Genomic DNA, 16,143 nt, shown 5'->3' with positions numbered 1-16,143 from the left:
GCTCCGCTGCTGATCGGTCATCTCCATGCATATCGCCGTCGTTGGCCTGTCGCATCGCACGGCTCCGGTGGAGATCCGGGAGCGTCTCAGCATCCCGGAGCAGACCATGGAGGCCTCTCTGCAGGCCCTTCGTGCAGACGATCAGGTGCTCGAGGCCTCGATCCTCAGCACCTGTAACCGCCTTGAGATCTACACCCTGCTGCGCCATCCCGAGCAGGGGATCTCAGCCGTTGGTCAGTTCCTGAGCCAGCAGTCGGGTCTGGATCTCGACCAGCTCAGCCCGCATCTGTTCACCTATCACCACGAGGACGCCATCAGCCACCTGCTGAGGGTGGCTGCCGGACTCGACTCGCTCGTGCTCGGCGAGGGTCAGATCCTCTCGCAGGTCAAGAAGATGGTGCGCCTCGGCCAGGAGCATCGCTCCGTGGGGCCGATCCTCAATCGTCTGCTCAACCAGGCTGTAAGCACGGGCAAGCGGGTCCGCACCGAGACCAATCTCGGCACGGGCGCCGTGTCGATCAGTTCGGCCGCCGTTGAGCTGGCCCAGCTCAAGGTGGGTCAGGCCCGCGGCGTCGATGAGCTGCTGCCGCTGGATCAGGAGCAGGTCGCCGTGGTGGGGTCCGGTCGCATGGCCCGGCTGCTGCTGCAGCACCTGCAGGCCAAGGGCTGCCGTGGTGTGGTGTTGCTCAACCGCACTGCCGCCCGGGCCGAGGCCCTGGCGGCCGATTTCCCTGGCCTGCCTGTGCAGTGCCGTCCGCTCGACGATCTCGACCACTGCCTCAGCACCTGCTCCCTGGTGTTCACCAGCACAGCCGCGGAGGAGCCGATCATCACAGGGGCGCGTCTGGAGAAGCTCAACCGGCGCTCCAGCCTGATGCTCATCGATATCGGTGTGCCGCGCAACATCGCCGCCGACGTGGCCGGCGTGGAGGGGGTGCAGGCCTTCGATGTCGACGATCTGCAGGAGGTGGTGGCCCGCAATCAGGAGGCCCGCCGCGAGGTGGCGGCCGAGGCCCAACGGCTCCTGGAGGAGGAGGCGCGCCTGTTCCTGGAGTGGTGGGACGGGTTGGAGGCGGTACCGGTGGTGAACCGGCTGCGGCGTCAGCTCGAGACCATCCGCGAGCAGGAGCTGCAGAAGGCTCTCAGCCGCATGGGACCGGATCTCTCGGCCCGGGAGCGCAAGGTGGTGGAGGCACTCAGCAAGGGGATCATCAACAAGATCCTGCACACGCCCGTGACCAACATCAGGTCTCCCCAGCCCCGGTCGCAGCGCCACGCGGCCATGCGCGTGCTGGAGGACCTGTTCGAGCTCCACGACGCCGGCGAGGCGTGAGAACGCCATTCCGTAGCGACTGTCACAGTTCGTGCTGCCGGTGTCCGGGGGACTATCGCCAGCGGCAAGTGCTCCGGTACGGTGCCCCCGATCGATCCGTGGAGCGGCTGTCATGAAGCGTGTTCTGGCCATCATCCTCGGCGGAGGAGCCGGTACACGCCTGTATCCGCTCACCAAGATGAGGGCCAAACCAGCCGTTCCACTGGCCGGGAAATACCGCCTGATCGATATTCCCATCAGTAACTGCATCAATTCCGAGATCAACAAGATCTATGTGTTGACGCAGTTCAACAGTGCTTCCTTGAACCGTCATCTCACGATGACGTACAACCTTTCTGCCGGGTTCGGCCAGGGCTTCGTTGAGGTTCTCGCTGCTCAGCAGACACCGGACAGCCCGAGCTGGTTCGAGGGAACGGCGGATGCCGTACGCAAATACCAGTGGCTATTCCAGGAGTGGGATGTGGATCACTATCTGATCCTCTCCGGCGACCAACTGTACCGGATGGATTACGGCCGCTTCGTGAAGCACCATATCGACACTGGTGCCCAGCTCTCCGTTGGTGCCCTGCCGGTCGATGCCATCCAGGCCGAGGGATTCGGTCTGATGCGCACCGATGGCAGCGGCCGGATCCAGGAATTCCGTGAGAAGCCGAAGGGCGAAGCGCTTGAGGCCATGCGCGTCGACACGCAGAGTCTGGGTCTCACCGCCCAGGAGGCCGCCCAGCGCCCCTTCCTGGCTTCGATGGGGATCTACGTGTTCAGCCGGGACACCCTCTTCGACCTGCTTGCCGACAACCCCTCCGCCACCGATTTCGGCAAGGAGATCATCCCAACTTCGCTGGCTCGAGGGGATCGTCTGCAGAGTTTTCTGTTCAACGACTATTGGGAGGACATCGGCACCATCGGCGCCTTCTATGAAGCCAACCTCGCCCTCACCGAGCAACCGAATCCCCCGTTCTCGTTCTACGACGAAAAGTTCCCGATCTACACCAGGCCACGCTATCTGCCACCGAGCAAGTTTCAGGACGCCCAGGTCACCGAGTCGATCATCGGAGAGGGATCACTGCTCAAGGCCTGCAGCATTCATCACTGCGTGCTGGGGGTTCGTGCCCGCGTGGAAGACGAAGTGGTGCTGCAGGACACCCTGGTCATGGGTGCCGATTACTTCGAATCGGCCGAGGAACGGGCAGCCCTGAGGGCGAGGGGAGGGATTCCGATCGGCCTGGGTCGCGGCACCACCGTGAAGCGGGCCATCATCGACAAGAACGTGCGGATCGGCCAGAACGTGACGATCATCAACAAGGATCGTGTCGAGGAAGCCGACCGTCCCGAGCTCAATTTCTACATCCGCAACGGCATTGTGGTTGTTGTGAAGAACGGGACGATCGCCGACGGCACGGTGATCTAACGAGCCCGCCTGTCAGGCCAGCACTTGCTGACAGGGTTGACGCAAGTCGTGATCTTGACCACACGGCCCACCAGCTGGTGTCCACACTGGGGCGAACGGCATGATTGACGATCCATGGGTAAGGCTCATTTCGGGCTGGTGGGCNTGGGGGTGATGGGCGAGAACCTGGTGCTCAACGCTGAGCGCAACGGGTTTTCCAGCGTGGTGTACAACCGCACCGCCGCCAAGACCGACGAATTTCTGGCAGGTCGCGGTGCGGGCCTTGACATCGTCGGCGCGCGCAGCATCGAGGAGTTTGTCGCGGCCCTGGAGCGGCCGCGACGGATCCTGCTGATGGTGAAGGCAGGCCAGCCGGTCGACGACACGATTGCCGCCATCGCTCCCTATCTGGAGGAAGGCGATCTGCTGATCGACGGGGGCAATTCCCTCTACACCGATACCGAGCGCCGCGTCAGGGAGCTGGAGAGCCGCAGCTTCGGCTTCATCGGCATGGGCGTCTCCGGTGGCGCCAAGGGAGCCCTCCAGGGCCCCAGCATGATGCCCGGCGGCACCCGGGCTGCCTACGACGCGATCGAGCCGCTGGTCCGCAAGATGGCGGCCCAGGTCGACGACGGCCCCTGCGTGACCTACATCGGCCCTGGCGGTGCCGGTCACTTCGTGAAGACCGTGCACAACGGCATTGAATACGGCATCGAGCAGATCCTTGCCGAGGCCTATGACCTGATGAAGCGCTCTGCCGGCCTCGACGGCGCGGCGATGGCCGACGTTCTGGGGCAGTGGAACCAGTCCGAGGAGCTGGCCTCCTTTCTGGTGGAGATCACCGAGATCTGCCTTCGCACCAAGGACCCCGAAAGCGGAGCCGATCTGGTGGAGCTGATCGTGGACTCGGCCGGGCAGAAGGGCACGGGACTCTGGACGGTGATCAGCGCCCTTGAGATGGGCGTGCCGGTGCCCACGATCTATGCGGCTCTGAATGCGCGGGTGCTCAGCTCGCTGCGCCCCGAACGCCAGGCCGCGGAGCAGGTGCTCGCGGCCCCAGCTCCCCATGCCATCGATCTCGGCGATCCCTCCGCCGGCATGCCGGCGTTGCGGGATGCCTGCGTTCTGGCCTGCATGGCCAGTTATGCCCAGGGCATGGCCCTGATGCAGGAGGCCTCGCGGCTGCACAGCTACAACCTCGATCTGGCGGCCATCGGCCAGATCTGGAAGGGGGGCTGCATCATCCGCGCCCGCCTGCTGCAGCGCATCCAGAATGCCTACACGGCCAATCCGCAGCTGGCCAACCTGCTCGTGGACCCCTGGTTTGCCACCCAGGTGAACCAGCGGCTGGCCGGTCTGCGCCAGGTGGTGGCCGGCGCCGCCCTGGCCGGCATCCCCGTCCCCTGTCTGTCGAGCACGCTCGATTACATCGACAGCTACCGCAGCGCGCGGCTGCCCCAGAATCTCGTGCAGGCGATGCGGGACTGCTTCGGCTCCCACACCTACGAACGGGTCGACCGGCCCGGCAGCTTCCACACCGAATGGCTGACATGAGTGCCTACCACCTGGTGGTGGCTGGATCCGCCGAGGATCTCGCCCGCCAGTGCGCCGAGACCATCGCCACGTCGATCGATCTGGCCCTCGCGGAGCGCGACCGTGCCCAGATCGCACTGGCCGGTGGGGGCACCCCACGGGCCACCTACGCCCGCCTTGGCCAGGAGCATCTCCCCTGGGAACGGGTCGATGTGCTGCTGGGTGACGAGCGCTGGGTGCCGTCGGATGACCCTGCCAGCAATGCCCGCCTGCTGCGCGAGACCCTGCTGGCCCAGGGACCGGCGCGCTCCGCACGGTTTCATCCGGTTCCGACCGATCTGCCCACGCCCGCGGACGGCGCTCGCAGCTATGCAGATCTGCTGCGCCAGCTCTGCAGCGGCGAGACGCCTCGCCTGGACCTGGTGCTGCTCGGGCTGGGTGACGATGGGCACACTGCCTCCCTGTTTCCCGGCACGCCGGCCCTGGCGGTCCGTGAGCAGCCGGTTACGGTCGGGGAAGGCAAGGGACTGCCGCGCATCACCCTCACCGCTCCGGTCCTGTCGGCCGCCCGCAGGGTGGTGTTTCTGGTCAGCGGGGCTGGCAAGCGGCAGGCTCTGCAGCGGCTGCTGGATCCTGAGGAGTCGCCGGAGCGCACGCCCGCCCGGCTGGCACAACCGCAGGGAGAGATCTGGATCTTCGCCGACAAGGCTGCTGCCGAGGCACTGGAGGGCTGACGAGCGTGGCGGAGTCCCGGCATGGAGAGCACGCCAGTGAGACGGCCCGCCTGATTGTGGCCGGGCCGGGATTCAGCGGCTGGAGCCTCCTGAATGACACGATCATGGGCGGACGAAGCACCGGCCGGTGCAGCGCGGGTCCGGACGGACTCCGGATGGAGGCCGAGGTGGTGGAGCAGGGAGGCGGCTTCGTGAGCTGCCGCTCGGCCGAGTTCGTTCCGCCGCTTGATCTCTCGCCCTTCCGCGCCCTGGCCCTCGAGCTCGACGNCGACGGGCGTCGCTACAAGCTGGCCGTGGCCTGCGCCGATCTGGTGACGGGAGCCACCGAGCTGATTCCCGGTGGGCTGCGCTGGGTGGCCGAATTCGACACCAGCTCCAGCGGCACCACCAGGGTCGTGGTCCCCTTCCAGCGCCTCACCCCCAGCATCCGGGCCCGCCCGCTGGGGATACCGCTGCGCTTCGATCCGCGCCGCATCCGGCGGTTGCAGCTGCTTCACTCGAAGTTCAACGACAGCGGCGGGCTGAATCCAGGCTTCCGCGCCGGCCCTCTGAGCCTGCTGATCCGCCGGATCGAGGCGGTGGTTTGAGTCGGATGGGCGACGCCCTCACCCTGACGCCCGAGCAGCTCGCCCGCGCCGCAGACCTGTGTCTTTCACCCTGGCGGCACGCCGTGCGGCTCTGTGATCCGCGCAGCGAACCAGAGTCGTTGAGCGACTCGGATGCTCCGCTCGACTGCACGCTGCGGATCGAGGCCCGGGGTGCGGATGGAGCACGCCAGCCTCTGCATGACCTGGAACTGGAGATCTATCGCAGCGGTTGCCAGCTCAATCTGCTGCTGAGTCGCCCCGGGGACGAGGCGGCTGCGATGCTGTGGCATGGCAGCCACCCCGTCTGGCTTCGTGCGGACAACGGCGAACGCTGCGAGAGACCCGCCGACGGGGCGTCGCTGGAAGCGTTCTGCCGACGTGTGCGGGCCCTCCTGGGGNNTGGGGCCGATGCTGATTGAAGCGGGGGCCCAGTCAGGTTCAGCAGGATCTTGCCGCTTCGGCCCCAATCAGCGAGCTCAGCTCAGTGGCCCGAGGCCAGGGAGGGCCGCAGGTTCTGGAGGCCCCGCAGGAACATCGGGATGAACTGTTCGACGAGATGCTCGGGCTTGTCCTCCCAGACCCGCCTGACGGCCAGCAGGCGGGATTTCTGAAGATCCTGCGAAAGCAGGGCCTGAGGAAGCCGCTCCAGGACGTAACCGGGTCGCTCCCAGACCGGCAGCGTGTTGGCGATCTCCACCAGGTTGCCGAGGCGTCGCAGTTCGGCCCCGGCGGTGATGTCCATGCCGGCTTCGAACGCGGCATGTTCAATCATCGCGTACTTTCGTTTGGCCGCATTGACCCGCACACGATGCTCGGGGCTGCGGCTGGCGATCCTGCCGAGCCAGCGGCTGCCCCAGCTCACATGAGCCGCCTCCTCCGGGAGAATCTTCTCAAGAGTTTCGCGGATCCGGATGTTCTCGTCGGTCGGGTCTGCCTGTCGCAGCGCGGCTATGTGGGCGGAAANGGCCTGGCAGCCTCGCTTCTCAGTGGCGTTGATGGACGCCAGAACAGCGATCAGACCGTCCTCCTGCTGAACATCATCGCCGCTCTTGTCGAACAGGCGATTCAACTCATCGATATAGGAACNACTTTCAGGGTTGCCGATCTCTTCACCCATCTCGTACAGCAGATCGGTGAGCCAGACGGCATGGCGGGCTTCATCGCTGATGTGATGGGAAAGCTCGAGCACCAGTTCGCGTGGCTTGCCATCAAGACTCTCCACAAGGCTGGTGAGCTCCAGGCACGAGCGTTGCTCATTGAATCGATAGCTGTTGAGGAACAGCACCTGCAGCTTTCTCTCCTTCACCACCTGAGCCATCACCTCACGGGGACNGATGGAGTTGAGGATCTTGCGGGGGTAGCTGACAGCCATCGGAAACCCGGTGTGTGCGTGTGGGAGATGGTAACGAGCCTGTGCTGCTCACCGTGCCCACAGGGCTCAGCCGTTGCCAGCAGGCGCGGGTGCCCGGGGCTGCTCAGAGGCCCGGCTGGTCCGTGACGGCGCCCTTGCTACTGGAGCTCACCTGGCGGGCGTACTTGCCCAGCACGCCGGTGCGGTAGCGAGGTTCCGGCCTGACCCAGGCGGCGCGGCGGCGGGCGATCTCCTCATCCGGCACGTTCAGCTGGATCAGCAGCCGATCGGCATCCACGGTGATGCTGTCGCCCTCTTCCACCAGGCCGATGGTTCCGCCGACGGCAGCTTCAGGGGCCACGTGGCCCACCACCAGACCGAAGGAGCCACCGGAGAACCTCCCGTCGGTGATCAGGGCCACCGAATCGAGCAGTCCCTGGCCCACGATGGCGGCGGTGGGGCTGAGCATCTCGCGCATCCCCGGTCCACCCACGGGGCCTTCGTTGCGGACCACCACCACATCACCGGGGTTGATCCGCATGTCGAGGATCGCGGCCAGGCAGCTCTCCTCGCTCTCGAACACCCGTGCCGGGCCCGTGATCACAGGGTTCTTGACGCCGCTGATCTTGGCGACGGCACCCTCCTCGGCCAGGTTGCCCTTGAGGATCGCCAGGTGCCCTTTGGCGTAGAGGGGATCGGAGAGCGGACGGATCACGTCCTGACCGGCGGGGGGCTCTGCGGGCACGTCAACCAGAACCTCGCGCAGGGTCTTGCCCTCGATCGTGCGGCAGTCGCCGTGCAGCAGGCCAGCATCCAGAAGCAGCTTCATCACCTGCGGGATGCCGCCTGCCCGGTGAAGATCCACGGTCACGTAGCGGCCGCTGGGCTTGAGATCGCAGATCACCGGCACGCGCTGACGGATGCGCTCGAAATCGTCGATGCTCAGATCCACCCCAGCGGTGCGGGCCACGGCCAGCAGATGCAGCACGGAATTGGTGGAGCCGCCCACCGCCATGATCACGCTGATGGCATTCTCAAAGGCATCCCTGGTCAGCAGATCACGCGGCAGGATGTTGCGCTCGATCGCTCGCACGAGAACCTCGGCGCTGCGAGCGGCGCTGTCAGCCTTCTCGGCATCTTCGGCAGCCATCGTAGAGCTGTAGGGCAGGCTCAGGCCCATCACCTCGAAGGCCGCACTCATCGTGTTCGCGGTAAACATGCCGCCGCAGCTGCCGGCGCCGGGGCAGGCGTTCTTCTCAATGGCGGTGAGTTCCTGCTCATCGATCCTGCCGCCGCTGTACTGACCCACCGCCTCGAAGGCGCTCACCACGGTGAGGTCACAGGCGCCGAGCCTGCCCGGTTTGATGGTGCCTCCATACACGAAGATGGAGGGGATGTTCATGCGGGCCATGGCGAGCATGGCGCCCGGCATGTTCTTATCGCAGCCGCCGATCGCCAGCAGAGCATCCATACTCTGGGCATTGCAGGCTGTTTCGATGGAGTCGGCAATCACCTCTCGACTGACCAGGGAATACTTCATCCCTTCCGTACCCATCGAGATGCCGTCACTCACTGTGATCGTGCCGAACATCTGCGGCATGGCACCGGCCGCGTGGGCCGCTTCCTCCGCCCGCCGGGCCAGGTCATTGAGCCCGAGATTGCAGGGCGTGATCGTGCTGTAGCCGTTGGCGATGCCGATGATCGGCTTGCTGAAGTCGTCGTCGCCGAAGCCAACCGCCCGGAGCATGGCGCGGTTGGGGGATCGCTGGATCCCCTGCGTGATGGCGGTTGAGCGAAGCATGGGCAGGGAGGCGCTGTCGAAGAAACCTACCGAGTGGTGGCCATCGCCTCGAGCTGGCGTCGCACCTCATCGATCGCCTGGTTGAGTTCGTGCACCTTGTCATGAAGATCGCGCTGCTGGTCGGGCTGCTTCACGGCTCCAGCCTCGTGAATCTCGCTGCCGTCCTGCAGGCGAGACAGATAAAGAAGGCGCTGCTGACGCTGCTGCAATCGCCTGCGCTCCGCTTCTGAAAGCAACCACCAGGCCAGACCGGCGGCACCGAGCATCGCCCCTGCCACGGCGCTCAGCACGAGGGCTGATCCCTGCGAGGGATGGTCATGAGACTGGCGGTCGCGGCTGGGGTCGCCCATCGGGCAGCTCTGGTTGCGATCAGCCTAGGCACCCGCGGCCGCACCATCCAGCTGCATGGTGCCGTAGAGCCGTTCGGGCACCGAGCCGATGCCTGGGACGATGCGTCCCTCGCTGCTGAGCTCCGCATCGATGCAGGCCGTGTAGAGGGTGAGATCGGGGTTGGTCTCCCCCAGGCGCTTCAGGCCCGGGCTGGCGGTGAGCGCGCTGATCACCCGCAGGCGGCGTCCCCGCACCCCGAGCGATGCAAGGGCAGTCAGCAGGCCCTCGAGCCGCTCGCCAGTGGCGACCTCGCCGCTGAACACCAGCACGCCCATGCGTTCGTCGATCTGCTCCGGTAGACCCTCGATGCGGCCGTCGCTGCGGATCAGGAGATGCGCCACCCGTGCAGCCGGCAGCACCGTCTGGGCGCCGTTCCAGAGGCCCAGCCCGGCGGGCAGGATGGGCAGCGCCAGCAGCGCCACCCCGGCATCCACCACCTCTCCCTCCGTGGAGGCCAGGTCGGTGTGAAGCGGCACCCGCCGATGCGGCAGCCAGTCGCGCACGGCTTCGTAGGTCAGCCAGCGCCCAAGCTCCGTCATCGCCGTGGCATACAGCGGCTGAGGCGTGTNGCTGANNTCGCGNNNCAGCACCNGTGAGCCAGTGAGCGATCAGGGGGTGCGGGGGCACCACCACCCGCAGGCTCATCGCCATGGTTGCCATAACTTGTGGGCCCACCGTAGGTCCGCACCGATGGCGACCCGCTCCGTGATCCGATGGCTGGGCACCAGCCTCCTCGCCTGTTCCCTCGCACTCATGCTGCTGCTGGGGTGGCCCGCCGGCGCGCCGCGATCACGGCCCCGGAACTGCGTGGCCAACGGGCTCTGCAGGATCTGCAGCCCGACATGCGCGGTCGCAACCTGCAGCAGCAGGAATTTCTCAAGGCCCAGCTCTCCGGCTTTGACTTCAGCGACGCCGACCTCCGCGGCGCCGTGTTCAACGCCAGCGATCTGCGGGGAGCCAACCTGCGCGGTGCCGATCTCGGCGACGTGGTGGCCTACGCCACCCGTTTCGAAGACAGTGACCTGAGCGGCACGATCCTGCGCAACGGCATGCTCATGCAGAGCCACTTCCGCGATGCCCGGATCGACGGAGCCGACTTCACCGATGCCGTTCTCGATCTGCCCGAACAGAAGGCGCTCTGTGCCAGGGCGGCGGGGACCAACCCCGTCACCGGTGTAACCACCCGTGACAGTCTGGGCTGCCGCTGAGGACCACTGAGGCGATCCCGCCGGCTGCGTCTACGATCGGGATCCGGTTCCGCTGGTGGTCATCCAGCGGAGGCAACGGGGAAAGTCCGGTGCAAATCCGGCGCTGTCCCGCAGCTGTGAAGAGCACGGAGTCCGCTCCTGCTCCAGTCAGAACGCCCGCCGGCTCGTCACCTTCATCCCTGGCGCGGACCAGTTCACTGGATGTTCCAACGTCTCCTCCGGCAGGCGCCCTGCGGCGTCGTCCTGCTCCTGCTCTGCGCATCACCCGCGTCGGCGCATCACCTGATGGAACTCTTCCATCAGCGCCAACCCACCCCGCTGGCCGGACTGCTGAGCGGACTGGGCCATCCGGTCCTCGGCCCTGACCATCTGCTCTTCCTTCTGGCCCTGGGGCTCGTGGGACTGAAGCACTCGGGGCGCTGGATGCTGCTTCTGCTCGGTGTCGGTCTGGCCGCCTCCGGCGTGGGAGTGCTGCTGCCGGGATTTCCCGGTGCTGAAGCACTGGTGGCACTCTCGCTGGTGGCAGTCGCCCTTGTGCTTCTGGATCGCCTGCCGCCCTGGGTGCTGGTGCCCTCGATTGCCCTGCATGGCTACGTGCTCAGCGCCTCGGTGATCGGCTGGGAAACCACGCCCCTGCTGGCCTACCTCACAGGCCTGCTGATCAGCCAGGCTGTCCTGATGGGCCTTTCGCTGCGGCTGATCCGCCGTTGGTCGCTGCAGGCGCGCCCCGGCCAGTTGCGGCTGCTGGCCGGCATGCTGCTGGGCGTGGGTGCCGGGTTCACGTGGACCGCCCTGGTGCCCTGAGATGAGCCCAGCTGTTTCGGAACGCCTGCCGGTCACCGTGGTGACCGGATTTCTCGGTGCCGGCAAGACCACCCTGCTGCGCCATCTGCTGCTGACCAGCGGTCAGCGGCTTGCCGTGCTCGTCAACGAGTTCGGCGAGGTTGGCATCGATGGTGATCTGCTGCGCCGCTGCGGCTTCTGCCCGGAGGAGGAACTCGATGGGCGCCTGGTGGAGCTGGCCAATGGCTGCCTCTGCTGCACGGTGCAGGACGACTTCCTGCCGACCATGGAGACCCTGCTGGAGCGTGCGGATCAGCTGGATGGGATCCTGGTGGAAACCAGCGGTCTGGCACTCCCGGAACCCCTGGTCGCTGCCTTTCGCTGGCCGGCCATCCGCAGCCGCACCAGGGTCAACGGCGTCGTCACCGTGGTGGATGGAGAAGCCTGGCGGCTGGCGCCGTGGTGGCGGACAGCGCTGCACTCGATGCCCAGCGGCAGGCCGATCCGAGCCTGGAGCACGCCACGGCGATCGAGGAGCTGTTCGCCGATCAGCTGGCCTGTGCCGATCTCGTCCTGGTGAGCCGTGCCGATCGGCTCGATCCGGCGCAGCTGGATCGGGTGAGCCGGGAACTGGAGCCGCGGCTGCGCGCTGGCACGGTGGTGCTGCCGGTGCAGCGCGGTGCCTTGGCTCCCGAGCTGGTGCTGGGACTGCCTGGCCATCGCCATGGGCATGGTCATCAGGACGGCGCTCACGTCCAACAGGACCACGATCACGAGCATGACCACGACCATGACGACGCCGAGCACCACGACCACAGCCATGTGCCCATCGAGTCGCTGGCCCTGCGCATCGCCGGGCATTTTGAACGGCAGCAGCTCGAGACAGCCCTCATCGAGCTGATCCGCCTTCCCGGGCTGGTGCGGTTGAAGGGTTGCCTCTGGATGCCGGGCAAGGCCAGACCACTGGAGTTGCAGGCGGTGGGGCCCNGTCTGGAGAGCTGGTTTTCCGCCACCGCAGAGCCAGCCGAATCGTCTCAGGCGTCATCCGAACCGATGCTGGAGCTGGTGATCCTCGGGTTCGGCCTGCCCGCTGATGATCTTCGTCGGCGTCTGGAGAACCTGGTGACAACCCCGGCCCAGCGCTGAGCCACTGCGGGAGCCCCGATCCTGACCCGATTCAGTCGAGCGGCAGATCGCCTCGTGCGCAGACCCCATCCCAGCAGAGCGATGCATCCGGNCTCCAGCGCGCTTCCACCGGCATCCAGTCGCTCTGCCCGCGTCGCATCCGCACGTTGCCGAGGCCATCGTGAGAGAAGCTGATCTGCTCACCGTTGACGCGCAGCTGCCATTGGTGGCCGATCTGCAGCACCTGCATTTCGCATTGCCGCCAGGGGCCGTCGCCGAGCCGGCACTCCAGCGGCACCAGGCTCGGGCGTTCACCAGCCAGCGCGATCGGCTGGCCCATCAGCAGCCCGGCCAACCCCAACCCAGCGATGGCATGAACCAGCGACACGGGCACAGAGGCCAACGCGACTCATGTCCAACCTGTCCACAGCGGGGGGATGTGGCCCGGCGTGCTGCCAAGATTTAACAAACCTCCAGTTGCCCAGGTGCCCCGTTTTCACGCTCGCGTTCAGGTCTCGCTGAGGCCCTCCGTGCTCGATCCGGCCGGCGAGGCCACCCGAGCCGCGGCCGCCCGGCTGGGTGTGAGCGGTATCCAGAAGCTGAGGATCGGCAAGGCGATCGAACTGGAGCTCGACGCTCCCGATCGAGCCAGTGCCCAGGCCCAGCTGGAGCTGCTCAGTGACCGGTTGCTTGCCAACCCGGTGATCGAGAACTGGAGCCTGGAGCTGGCCGAGTCCTCCGAGGGTGCGGTCGCATGACGGTGGGTGTGGTCGTGTTCCCCGGTTCCAACTGTGACCGGGACGTGCGCTGGGCCNTCGAGGNCTGCCTGGGTGTGANGACCCGCTTCCTGTGGCACGAAGATCCACTGCTCGATGGCATCGATGCGGTGGTGATCCCCGGGGGTTTCAGCTATGGCGACTATCTGCGTTGCGGGGCCATCGCCCGCTTCTCACCCGTGCTGGAAGCCGTCAGAGTGTTCGCCGATGCCGGCGGTCCGGTGCTGGGAATCTGCAACGGGTTTCAGGTGCTCACCGAGATGGGTCTGCTGCCGGGAGCCCTCACCCGCAATGCCAGGTTGCACTTCATCTGCGAGCCGGCGCGTCTGCATGTGTCCCCCGGCGACTGTGACTGGCTTCAGGGGTATGCCAGCGGCGAGGCCATCACCCTGCCGATCGCCCACGGAGAAGGCCGATATCAGTGCGACCCTCAGACGCTTCGCCAACTCGAGGAGAACGGTCAGGTGGTGCTGCGCTACGCCGACAACCCCAATGGGTCCATGGGGGATTTGGCCGGACTCACCAACGCCAAGGGGAATGTGCTGGGCCTGATGCCCCACCCCGAGCGGGCCTGCGATCTCCAGACAGGCAGCACCGATGGTCAGCGTCTTCTCGCTTCGCTGCAGCAGAGCTGAACTACGACCTGGATCTGAGGGGGCCGCTCGAGCGGCCCCCGCAGGGATCAGTTGACGGCGGCGAAGAAGTCCTTGGACTTCACCGGGTCCGGGTTCATGGTCTTGTCGCCAGGCTGCCAGTTGGCCGGGCAGACCTCATCGGGATGAGACTGCACGTACTGGAAGGCCTGCAGCACACGCAGTGTCTCGTCGACGCTGCGGCCCACGGGCAGATTGTTGATCGTGCTGTGCATGATCACACCATCGGGATCGATGATGAACAGACCGCGCAGTGCCACGCCGGCATCCTCGTCGAGCACGTTGTAGGCGCGGGCGATGTCCTTCTTGAGGTCGGCGACGAGGGGATAACGACACTCACCCAGGCCACCGTTCTTGCGATCGGTCTGCACCCAGGCCAGATGGCTGAATTCGCTGTCCACCGACACGCCCAGCACCTCGGTGTTGCGGCTGGTGAAATCGGCGTAGCGGTCGGAGAAGGCCGTGATCTCCGTGGGGCAGACGAAGGTGAAATCGAGCGGATAGAAGAACAGCACCACGTACTTGCCGCGGTAGTGGCTCAGGGAAACGGTCTTGAATTCCTGGTCCACCACGGCGGTGGCGGTGAAGTCTGGGGCCTGCAGACCGACGAGTCGGGACATGCTCGCGAGAGGTGATGGATCGGCCGGGCTGGAGACGTCCTGACGACGGTTTCGAAGGCCTGTCGCGCCGGACAGGCTCCCGATCCATATCGTAGTCGGAACGACTACCAGTTGGCTCGTAACAACCTATCACAGATCCTGGCGCAACCGCGCCATAGGCTGGGCGGGTCCGAATGAGGCAGCGATGGGCTGGGATCCTGGAATTCTGCGCCGCTACAACACCACAGGCCATTTCAGGCTCCTCAGTCAGTTGCGCAGCGAACTGAAGGCCAACCCCCTGGTCCGTCCCCGCGATGGGGAAAGCATCGCCGAGGTGAACCGCAGCCGCTCCCTGATCCGCGCCATTGCCGAAAAGGCTGCTGCCACCCGCAGCCGTCGTCAGGCTGCCGCGACATCCACTCCCCCTGCTCCGATTCCAGCCGCGATGGACCTCTCCGACCCCGGCTGATGGTGGCTGAGCGCGGATTCGGCACCCTTCCCTGAGCTGGATCAGTCATGCCGGACGATCTGCACATCGCAGCCAGATCGTTCGGAAGGCCTTCAGATGTCCTTTCTGACATCAAGGCCTGGTCAAGAAGGTGTTTCCTTCACGAATCAAATTTTTGGATAAAACGCATGTGCCTGAGCGCGCACTAGCCAGGATGGCTCGGGGGAGACTTGAACTCCCGACCTTGGGGTTATGAATCCCACGCTCTAACCAGCTGAGCTACCGAGCCGCGGACAGCAGGATCTTATCAGGCGCGGGGTGGCAGGAATTGCAGCGGGTTGATGGCGCCGCTACCGGGGGGATGGATCTCGAAGTGGAGGTGCGGGCCCGTGCTCCTGCCCGTGCTTCCCATCTGCGCGATCTGTTCGCCCTGCCCGACCTCCTGCCCGACCTTCACCAGGAGGCGGCTGTTGTGGCCATAGAGGGAGCGGCTGCCGTCGGGATGCGCCAGTGTCACCAGATAGCCATAGCCCCCGTCGTGCCAGCCGGAGAACACCACGCGTCCCTCCCGGGCGGCCACGATCGGTGTGCCCACGTTGTTGGCCACATCGATCCCCTTGTGCATCCGTCCCCAGCGCCAGCCGAAGCCGGAGCTGAAGATGCCCTGGGTGGGCCACACCCAGCCTGTGGTGGTGCTCGGAACGCCGAACGGCCGGGTGGTCTTGCCGAAGTCGGGAAGTTCCGGCCAACTCGTGCCGCCGCTGGTGGTCGGCTTCAGGCCCAGCACCATGCGCGAGCGCCNTGGGGCCGACTGAACCAGCTGGACCTGGGTGCCTGCCACGAGTCGGGCGGTTTCGAGACCGGGGTTGAGCCGCAGAAGCTCCTGAAGCGTGAGTCCGTAGCGCTGGGCGAGTTTCACCAGGGAGTCGCCGATGCGCACGACGCCACGCTCTTCGAGCGGAGGCAGGCTCTGCAGAGGCGGGGTGCGGCGCAGCTCAGTGGTGTCGATGGCAGCGAGCTGCTTCACATCCCGGGACTGTCTGCTGGGAATCACCAGCCAGTCGCCCTGACGGAACTCGTGATCCAGGCTCACATCGTTGAGCTTGGCCAGCTTCTCCTCGGGAACCAGAAGGCTCTCCGAAAGATTCTCGATGGTGATGGGCTGACGGATGCGCACCCATACCCTGTCGCTGCTGGGGGCAGGTAATGAGGCGATCAGCTGGTCGACCGATTCCTGATCAGGGTTCTCCGGTGTGAAGGCCACAACCGCAGCGGGCAGGGCCAGGGTGAGCGGAAGGCTTGCCTTCAGACAGGCGCGCAGCAAAGGAACGGCCTTGGCAAATGTCATCGTTGTGTCCCCGAACGACATGACTCAGTCAGAAGCCGTGATCTCTGAGTCGGGCAGACAGTAGCGGATGGCCCCGGGGCGGGCAAG

The 16,143-nt window shown here is 65.9% G+C and carries 18 protein-coding genes, 1 tRNA gene, 1 pseudogene and 1 riboswitch; of the genes and pseudogenes, 12 read left to right on the top strand and 8 right to left on the bottom strand.

Annotation, left to right across the window (positions count from 1 at the left end; all coding sequences use genetic code 11):
- Positions 1-25: 25 nt before the first annotated feature.
- The 6 genes from SYNGFB01_RS01795 to SYNGFB01_RS01770 all read left to right on the top strand — a co-directional run bounded on the left by SYNGFB01_RS01795 (position 26) and on the right by SYNGFB01_RS01770 (position 5,993).
- The gene (locus SYNGFB01_RS01795) at positions 26-1,333 is read left to right on the top strand and encodes a glutamyl-tRNA reductase (protein WP_048016675.1); all 1,308 of its coding nucleotides are present in this window, start codon (positions 26-28) and stop codon (positions 1,331-1,333) included.
- A 112-nt stretch (positions 1,334-1,445) separates the two neighbouring features.
- The gene (locus tag SYNGFB01_RS01790) at positions 1,446-2,741 is read left to right on the top strand and encodes a glucose-1-phosphate adenylyltransferase (RefSeq protein WP_048016674.1); all 1,296 of its coding nucleotides are present in this window, start codon (positions 1,446-1,448) and stop codon (positions 2,739-2,741) included.
- Between the two features lie 114 nt (positions 2,742-2,855).
- A complete protein-coding gene (gene gndA / locus SYNGFB01_RS01785; protein WP_048016673.1) occupies positions 2,856-4,274 on the top strand; it encodes an NADP-dependent phosphogluconate dehydrogenase in 1,419 nt (472 codons plus the stop codon).
- The gene (gene pgl / locus SYNGFB01_RS01780) at positions 4,271-4,987 is read left to right on the top strand and encodes a 6-phosphogluconolactonase (RefSeq protein WP_048016672.1); all 717 of its coding nucleotides are present in this window, start codon (positions 4,271-4,273) and stop codon (positions 4,985-4,987) included. Before gndA ends, pgl begins: the two co-directional genes overlap by 4 nt.
- Positions 4,988-4,992: 5 nt before the next feature.
- The gene (locus SYNGFB01_RS01775; protein ID WP_048016671.1) at positions 4,993-5,574 is read left to right on the top strand and encodes a CIA30 family protein; all 582 of its coding nucleotides are present in this window, start codon (positions 4,993-4,995) and stop codon (positions 5,572-5,574) included.
- Between the two features lie 5 nt (positions 5,575-5,579).
- Positions 5,580-5,993 carry a hypothetical protein gene (locus SYNGFB01_RS01770; protein WP_048016670.1) on the top strand — a complete coding sequence of 138 codons (414 nt, stop codon included), beginning with the start codon at positions 5,580-5,582 and terminating at the stop codon, positions 5,991-5,993.
- A gap of 62 nt (positions 5,994-6,055) precedes the next feature.
- Here SYNGFB01_RS01770 and SYNGFB01_RS01765 read toward each other — a convergent pair whose 3' ends face one another.
- The 4 genes from SYNGFB01_RS01765 to SYNGFB01_RS01750 form a co-directional block, all read right to left on the bottom strand.
- Complete coding sequence (locus SYNGFB01_RS01765) at positions 6,056-6,892, bottom strand: ferritin-like domain-containing protein (protein WP_235299855.1); 837 nt, start codon at positions 6,890-6,892, stop codon at positions 6,056-6,058.
- A gap of 157 nt (positions 6,893-7,049) precedes the next feature.
- Positions 7,050-8,726 carry a dihydroxy-acid dehydratase gene (gene ilvD / locus SYNGFB01_RS01760; RefSeq protein WP_048016668.1) on the bottom strand — a complete coding sequence of 559 codons (1,677 nt, stop codon included), beginning with the start codon at positions 8,724-8,726 and terminating at the stop codon, positions 7,050-7,052.
- A gap of 26 nt (positions 8,727-8,752) precedes the next feature.
- Positions 8,753-9,076: a hypothetical protein gene (locus tag SYNGFB01_RS01755; RefSeq protein WP_053068258.1), complete on the bottom strand. Its 324-nt coding sequence runs from the start codon at positions 9,074-9,076 to the stop codon at positions 8,753-8,755.
- A gap of 24 nt (positions 9,077-9,100) precedes the next feature.
- Positions 9,101-9,655, bottom strand: a complete 555-nt coding sequence (locus SYNGFB01_RS01750) for a uracil phosphoribosyltransferase (protein ID WP_369795447.1) — start codon at positions 9,653-9,655, stop codon at positions 9,101-9,103.
- A gap of 228 nt (positions 9,656-9,883) precedes the next feature.
- Between SYNGFB01_RS01750 and SYNGFB01_RS01745 the strand changes: the two genes are divergently transcribed.
- The 3 genes and pseudogenes from SYNGFB01_RS01745 (at position 9,884) to cobW (ending at position 12,253) form a co-directional block, all read left to right on the top strand.
- Positions 9,884-10,324, top strand: coding sequence for a pentapeptide repeat-containing protein (locus SYNGFB01_RS01745; protein WP_369795446.1), 441 nt, complete (start codon positions 9,884-9,886; stop codon positions 10,322-10,324).
- Positions 10,325-10,351: 27 nt separating this feature from the next.
- A riboswitch (cobalamin riboswitch) is annotated at positions 10,352-10,503 on the top strand.
- A gap of 22 nt (positions 10,504-10,525) precedes the next feature.
- Positions 10,526-11,128 (top strand): HupE/UreJ family protein, encoded by a 603-nt coding sequence (locus SYNGFB01_RS01740; RefSeq protein ID WP_048016667.1) that lies wholly within the window; start codon positions 10,526-10,528, stop codon positions 11,126-11,128.
- Position 11,129: 1 nt separating this feature from the next.
- Positions 11,130-12,253 (top strand): annotated as a pseudogene (cobW, locus tag SYNGFB01_RS01735) (cobalamin biosynthesis protein CobW).
- 31 nt (positions 12,254-12,284) lie between these two features.
- Here cobW and SYNGFB01_RS01730 read toward each other — a convergent pair.
- Complete coding sequence (locus SYNGFB01_RS01730) at positions 12,285-12,620, bottom strand: hypothetical protein (protein ID WP_235299854.1); 336 nt, start codon at positions 12,618-12,620, stop codon at positions 12,285-12,287.
- 97 nt (positions 12,621-12,717) lie between these two features.
- Here SYNGFB01_RS01730 and purS point away from each other — a divergent pair, with 97 nt between their 5' ends.
- The gene (gene purS, locus SYNGFB01_RS01725) at positions 12,718-12,990 is read left to right on the top strand and encodes a phosphoribosylformylglycinamidine synthase subunit PurS (protein ID WP_048016666.1); all 273 of its coding nucleotides are present in this window, start codon (positions 12,718-12,720) and stop codon (positions 12,988-12,990) included.
- Positions 12,987-13,643, top strand: coding sequence for a phosphoribosylformylglycinamidine synthase subunit PurQ (gene purQ / locus SYNGFB01_RS01720; protein WP_048016665.1), 657 nt, complete (start codon positions 12,987-12,989; stop codon positions 13,641-13,643). Before purS ends, purQ begins: the two co-directional genes overlap by 4 nt.
- A gap of 47 nt (positions 13,644-13,690) precedes the next feature.
- Here the strand turns inward: purQ and SYNGFB01_RS01715 are convergent, their stop codons facing one another.
- A complete protein-coding gene (locus SYNGFB01_RS01715) occupies positions 13,691-14,281 on the bottom strand; it encodes a peroxiredoxin (protein ID WP_048016664.1) in 591 nt (196 codons plus the stop codon).
- A 184-nt stretch (positions 14,282-14,465) separates the two neighbouring features.
- On the opposite strand from SYNGFB01_RS01715, the gene SYNGFB01_RS01710 reads away from it, so the two are divergent.
- Positions 14,466-14,729, top strand: a complete 264-nt coding sequence (locus SYNGFB01_RS01710; protein ID WP_048016663.1) for a hypothetical protein — start codon at positions 14,466-14,468, stop codon at positions 14,727-14,729.
- 194 nt (positions 14,730-14,923) lie between these two features.
- Here the strand turns inward: SYNGFB01_RS01710 and SYNGFB01_RS01705 are convergent.
- A tRNA-Met gene (locus SYNGFB01_RS01705) sits at positions 14,924-14,997 on the bottom strand.
- Between the two features lie 18 nt (positions 14,998-15,015).
- Positions 15,016-16,056, bottom strand: a complete 1,041-nt coding sequence (locus SYNGFB01_RS01700; protein WP_072061514.1) for a peptidoglycan DD-metalloendopeptidase family protein — start codon at positions 16,054-16,056, stop codon at positions 15,016-15,018.
- Between the last annotated feature and the right edge of the window lie 87 nt (positions 16,057-16,143).

Source organism: Synechococcus sp. GFB01, assembly GCF_001039265.1.
GTDB lineage: Bacteria > Cyanobacteriota > Cyanobacteriia > PCC-6307 > Cyanobiaceae > NIES-981.
The sequence above is the reverse complement of the archived record's forward strand: the minus strand, read 5'-3'. Positions and strand labels throughout refer to the sequence as shown.